This is a genomic window from Neptunomonas sp. (assembly GCF_016744175.1).
In the GTDB taxonomy this organism is placed as follows: Bacteria; Pseudomonadota; Gammaproteobacteria; order Pseudomonadales; family Balneatricaceae; genus Neptunomonas.
Map to the genome: position 1 here is coordinate 1 of NZ_JADGEV010000087.1, position 5,075 is coordinate 5,075.

The following is a 5,075-nucleotide window of genomic DNA, read 5'->3' on the forward strand; positions in this document are numbered from 1 at the left end:
TTTGATGATAGCGTGTTAGCTTCGCGGTTTAGCTCTTGCATCAAGAAGTCTAAACGGCGGCCTACGGGTTCTTTCTGTTTTAGGATACGGCGCACTTCTTGAACGTGTGTATCTAGGCGGTCCATCTCTTCATCAACATCCGCTTTTTGGGCGAGAAGTACGACTTCTTGCTCTAAGCGCTGCGGATCTAGGTCTACACCCAAGTCAGTTACACGTGTTTTAAGCATGTTGCGTTGGTTTAACAGAATCTGTGGCAGCTTAGTACGTACGTCTGTAACAACAACGCTGATGGCATCAAGCCGTTGTTCGATAAGCAGCGCAAGCTCTTTACCTTCGCGTTCGCGGCCTGCGTGCAGGTCATCCATGGCTTTGTTGAACAACTTCAGCGCTTCGCGTTTTACTTCGTCCATGTCAATCTGTACGTCTTGCAACACACCAGGCCAGCGCAGTAAGTCGAGCGGGTTCAATGTTTGCGATACCGGCATCAATTGTTCCATCTGCTCAGTGGCTGCCAGTAGCTGTTTAGCAAAGGCTTCGTTCACTTGCAGTGTTTGTGCTTGTTCTTCTGGGACAAAGCGCAACATGCATTCTACTTTGCCTCGGCTTAGGCGTTTACGCAGTGTTTCGCGCAAACTTCCTTCTAGTTCTCTTAACTGCTCAGGGATTCTTAGGTGTGGCTCTAAATAGCGATGATTTACCGAACGCACTTCCCAAGTGAGTGTTCCCCAGCTTTGTTGGCTCTCTTGGCGAGCAAAAGCAGTCATACTACGTGTCATGTTGTCGTATCTCGATTAGAATTATCCTATTCAGATAGTTTAGCAGTCTGAAGACAGATGCTCTATGCAGCAAATCATTCATTGTCGATAAGGTGTATTTTACAGATGAGTCCTACCATGTCCGATCAACTTCAGAACCTGGGTCTTGCAAGCATGCGTCCGAGTGGTCGCCAACCCGACCAGTTACGTGAAATCCGTATTACACGTAACTTTACTAAGCATGCAGAAGGATCTGTATTGGTAGAGTTTGGTGAGACGAAAGTCATTTGTACCGCGACAGTTGAGCGCGGTGTGCCTCGCTTCTTACGCGGTTCGGGTTCTGGCTGGGTCACTGCTGAATACGGTATGTTGCCACGCTCTACAAACACCCGTAATGGCCGTGAAGCTGCACGCGGTAAGCAAACAGGCCGCACTATCGAGATTCAGCGTCTTATTGGCCGCTCTTTGCGTGCTGCGCTTGATCTTAAAAAGCTGGGCGAGAACACCATTACTATCGATTGCGATGTTATCCAAGCCGATGGTGGTACACGTACAGCCTCTATCACCGGTGCTTGTGTGGCGCTAATGGATGCGATTAATTTCTTGAAGAAAGATAAGCACGGCGCGCTAAAAGGCAACCCTATCAAGTATATGCTGGCCGCTATTTCTGTCGGTATTTATAAGGGCGAAGCGGTGCTTGATTTGGATTACGACGAAGATTCTGCTGCCGAAACAGATATGAACGTTATTATGACTGACCAAGGCGGTTTTATTGAAGTTCAGGGTACTGCAGAAGGCGCTCCGTATTCTCACGATGAACTCAATAAAATGCTGGCACTCGCTGACAAAGGCATTAAAGAGATCATAGGACTGCAAAAAGCAGCTCTGACTAAGTAAGCCTATAGACACAAAAAAGGGTGCATCAGCACCCTTTTTTACCATCTATGGTTTACTAAAAATCACCGTCATAATCGATAATCAATGGACCATGCTCTGAAAACGACTGGTCTTTGTAAATAGTCGCATTGGTAATCATTTTACGCAGGTTGGCTGTAGTAATTTGGTAATCGAGCCTTGCACCTTCGTTCAGCGTACGCGCACGGTTATAATCAGGCCACCAGGTAAACTGACGCTCCGCTTTGTTTAACTCACGAAACGCATCGACAAAACCTAAGTCACCAAGCATCTCTTCCATCCAAGCGCGTTCGCTTGGCAAGAAGCCAGAAACACTCTGATTTGCATACCAGTTGCTTAAGTCCATCGTACGATGAGCGGTATTAAAGGTACCGCAGAAGATAAAGTCACGGCGCTTGCGCAAGGTCTTTTTTAGGTGCGCCAAAAAGTGAGCCATAAACTCTTCTTTTGTCTGCTGCGCCGAGAAGCTTTTTAGACCCGATGGAACATACAAAGAAGACACACTGACTTTATCAAAATCTGCCTGGATAAAACGCCCTTGATAGTCACAAAGCTCAAAACCCAACCCTGTCATGATTGCTTTGGGCACATGGCGAGTATAAATAGCAACACCACTGAAGCCATCTTCAAAAGCATCGAAAAAGTAAGGGTAATATCCTTCAGGATGATAACGATCACCATCGAGCTGATATTCTTTTATCCGTAGATCCTGCAGGCAGATGACGTCTGCATCCTGCTTGACCATCCAGTCAAAGAAGCCTTTATCAGCCGCCTGTTCAATACCTTGTGTATTGAAGGTGATAACACGCATATTCGTTATTCCTGTTAAAGCGCACAAAAAATGTTAATGACGAATTGTATAGTGAAGTCAGCTAAAAGGAAATTTACAAACCACTGAAAATCTCGTTCATAGTGCATCCTAATGGTAGAATACGCCTTTTATCCCAAATGAGACCCTGCCATGCGTGATTACCAGAGAGAATTTATCCAATTTGCTATTGAACAGAATGTATTACGCTTTGGAGAGTTCACATTAAAGTCTGGCCGGGTTAGCCCTTATTTTTTCAATGCCGGTTTATTTAACAGCGGAACTGCGCTTGCAAAACTCGGCCGTTATTATGCCGCAGCTATTGATGAGGCCAAGGTTGAGTTTGATGTTTTATTTGGCCCTGCATACAAAGGTATCCCTTTAGCTGCTGCCGCAGCTATTGCACTTTCTAACGATTACGACCGAGACACACCGTATGTGTTTAATCGCAAAGAAGCGAAAAGCCATGGTGAAGGCGGGAGTTTAGTGGGGGCCGCTCTTGAAGGCCGTATCATGATTATTGATGATGTCATAACTGCCGGCACTGCTATTCGTGAAGTAATGGATATCATTAATAATGCAGACAACGCCACTCCTGCCGCCGTCATGATTGCGCTTAACCGCATGGAAAAAGGCAAAGGAGAGCTTTCTGCCATTCAAGAAGTAGAAAGAGACTATGCTATGAAGGTTATCAGCATTGTGTCCTTAGAAGATGTCGTTAAATACTTACAAGAAGTGGGTGGCTACGAATCTTCAGTTGCTGCGATTCAGGCTTACCGCGCAGAATATGGCATTTAATAGTTAAGACTCATACTATTTGAGCCTTAACTACAGCGCCACCCGTACCTTCATCTCACGGGTGGCCGAATCGACACCAGAGCCGCACCGCCCCACACTTTTGATTGTCACATAGGTATCAGTATTGACCACCACTGATGCACAGCTTGCCTGATAGCTGCAATCAAGAAGCCCCGGCGTTGTTAACACAACGGGCACGGCATCACTTGTACAGACTTGTGAGTTTTCAGGATGCAGTAACTCTGATAGATGTAACTCAGACCCCGTCTGTGCAGCAGAAAGCGCCCTTACGGCCAATATTTCCTGAGCTCTATACGTTTGGCTAGCCGTCATAATGCCACTCATACCCACCACCAGCATCGCCAACACGACTATCACAAAAATAGCCGATATCAGTCCTAAGCCTGCTTGATTTTTATGCGCTGCTCTCATATTAGGGTGCATTGCGGATTTGCACCTCTTGCTGGATAAGTAATCTTTCTGAATTTTGCTCTACGCTGAACTCTAACATCACCAGCGCATTACGTTGCAGTGTGGCGTTGACCGCTGTAAATGGTTGATTAGCTGCAACTGGATAAGCCAGCAGCGCTCGGTTGGGTTCGGTAGTAGGTAATGTTGATGGCATTGGCTGGAGAGAGGAACGTGCGTAGTTACTATATCGATACAAACGATCTGCTACTACACAATAGCTGATGGGATCAGACACAATAAACATGCGCTTTGCTGGTGACTCAGTCGGGTATTGATGAGCACTGGCAAGCGATAATGTCGTGACCCCTGGCCCCAACAAACTACTTGCTGCTGAACTGATAGTGGGTGATATCACAGCAGGAGAGCCCGTTTGGTAAACCGCACTACTACTAATAGGATAGATGGCTGTTCTGCCTAGTTCTGGCGCTTCACTAAACGGAACAATTGATAACGTACTCGCGCTACTGCTCACGGGAATAGAAATGTAGGTTGTCGCATCCAAAATAGGTACATATTCCAAACAAGCACCACTTGCATCTTGATGAGTTCTGACACTATTGGGTAGCGAATTACGCAGTTCGCGTACCATACGATCCATAGCTACTCGGCTGGTAGCCGCAATGCCATCGCGCCGCGCTAAATCGCTGTAACCTTGAACAGAGTTGACAATAAAACCTGTTACGCCGACTGATATAATCCCCAGTAGAACAATAACTATAATCAGCTCTACTAGCGTAAACCCTTTTTGCTTAAGCCCTTTTTTCTTAAACATGGCTACCGAGTTCATTAGTAATTTCCTCGATAAATAACAAACTGCTGAGCGGATTCACCGGGAGGAGTCACTGTTACGTTAATACGCTTTACTGTTCTGGCAGGCCTTCCTAATTCAGCACCGGCATACACTACACCCACAGATACTTGATAATTATTATATTCTGGACGAATAATACCTAAAGCATTTTCGGAAGGCGTTTCGTTCAACCCATGATAGTCGTCAACATCATCAAACAGGCTACGCGTTTCATCGGTAATTCCATCTGATAATTTATCGATGCCTAATGTCGATGAACAGCTACTACTGGTACATGCGGGATGCCCACCTAGGGGCGTATTTTCATCAAAACGCTTGGTTATAATCTCTTCAATGTAAGCTTGGCCAAGATAAGCTGCTTTGGCATGCCAGAACGGGTCACCACTATGCTTTGCTGATTGCCCCCACGCAGAAATTAGCACCACGAGAGAAATGCTAATTATTACAATGGTAAGAATAGTCTCAACCAGTGAGAAACCAGATTCAGAGACAGGAGCCTTCATACGCAAAGCCTGTA

7 protein-coding genes are annotated in these 5,075 nt (G+C 45.9%); 2 read left to right on the forward strand and 5 right to left on the reverse strand.

Features of this window, described 5'->3' with window-relative positions:
- The coding region (locus tag QZZ55_RS19730; RefSeq protein ID WP_293269134.1) for a YicC/YloC family endoribonuclease at nucleotides 1-776 on the reverse strand (776 nt) is incomplete at its 3' end.
- A 153-nt stretch (nucleotides 777-929) separates the two neighbouring features.
- On the opposite strand from QZZ55_RS19730, the gene rph reads away from it, so the two are divergent.
- Complete coding sequence (rph, locus tag QZZ55_RS19735) at nucleotides 930-1,652, forward strand: ribonuclease PH (protein WP_293269140.1); 723 nt, start codon at nucleotides 930-932, stop codon at nucleotides 1,650-1,652.
- Nucleotides 1,653-1,707: 55 nt separating this feature from the next.
- Here the strand turns inward: rph and QZZ55_RS19740 are convergent, their stop codons facing one another.
- Entirely contained in the window at nucleotides 1,708-2,481 is a 774-nt protein-coding gene (locus QZZ55_RS19740; protein WP_293269135.1) for an exodeoxyribonuclease III, read from the reverse strand.
- Between the two features lie 150 nt (nucleotides 2,482-2,631).
- On the opposite strand from QZZ55_RS19740, the gene pyrE reads away from it, so the two are divergent.
- A complete protein-coding gene (gene pyrE / locus QZZ55_RS19745; RefSeq protein WP_293269136.1) occupies nucleotides 2,632-3,276 on the forward strand; it encodes an orotate phosphoribosyltransferase in 645 nt (214 codons plus the stop codon).
- A 30-nt stretch (nucleotides 3,277-3,306) separates the two neighbouring features.
- On the opposite strand, the gene QZZ55_RS19750 is transcribed toward pyrE, so the two are convergent.
- From QZZ55_RS19750 to QZZ55_RS19760, 3 genes are all read right to left on the reverse strand, one after another.
- The gene (locus tag QZZ55_RS19750; protein WP_293269137.1) at nucleotides 3,307-3,720 is read right to left on the reverse strand and encodes a hypothetical protein; all 414 of its coding nucleotides are present in this window, start codon (nucleotides 3,718-3,720) and stop codon (nucleotides 3,307-3,309) included.
- Entirely contained in the window at nucleotides 3,710-4,534 is an 825-nt protein-coding gene (locus QZZ55_RS19755) for a prepilin-type N-terminal cleavage/methylation domain-containing protein (RefSeq protein WP_293269138.1), read from the reverse strand. The genes QZZ55_RS19750 and QZZ55_RS19755 overlap by 11 nt, the downstream gene beginning before the upstream one ends.
- Nucleotides 4,534-5,075: type II secretion system protein (locus tag QZZ55_RS19760; protein ID WP_293269139.1), on the reverse strand; the 542-nt coding region annotated here is incomplete at its 5' end. The genes QZZ55_RS19755 and QZZ55_RS19760, both read right to left, overlap by 1 nt.

Coding starts and splice junctions, on each gene's coding strand:
- rph (WP_293269140.1), top strand. CDS start 930: ATGCGTCCGAGTGGTCGCCAACCCGACCAGTTACGTGAAATCCGTATT.
- QZZ55_RS19740 (WP_293269135.1), bottom strand. CDS start 2,481: ATGCGTGTTATCACCTTCAATACACAAGGTATTGAACAGGCGGCTGAT.
- pyrE (WP_293269136.1), top strand. CDS start 2,632: ATGCGTGATTACCAGAGAGAATTTATCCAATTTGCTATTGAACAGAAT.
- QZZ55_RS19750 (WP_293269137.1), bottom strand. CDS start 3,720: ATGCACCCTAATATGAGAGCAGCGCATAAAAATCAAGCAGGCTTAGGA.
- QZZ55_RS19755 (WP_293269138.1), bottom strand. CDS start 4,534: ATGAACTCGGTAGCCATGTTTAAGAAAAAAGGGCTTAAGCAAAAAGGG.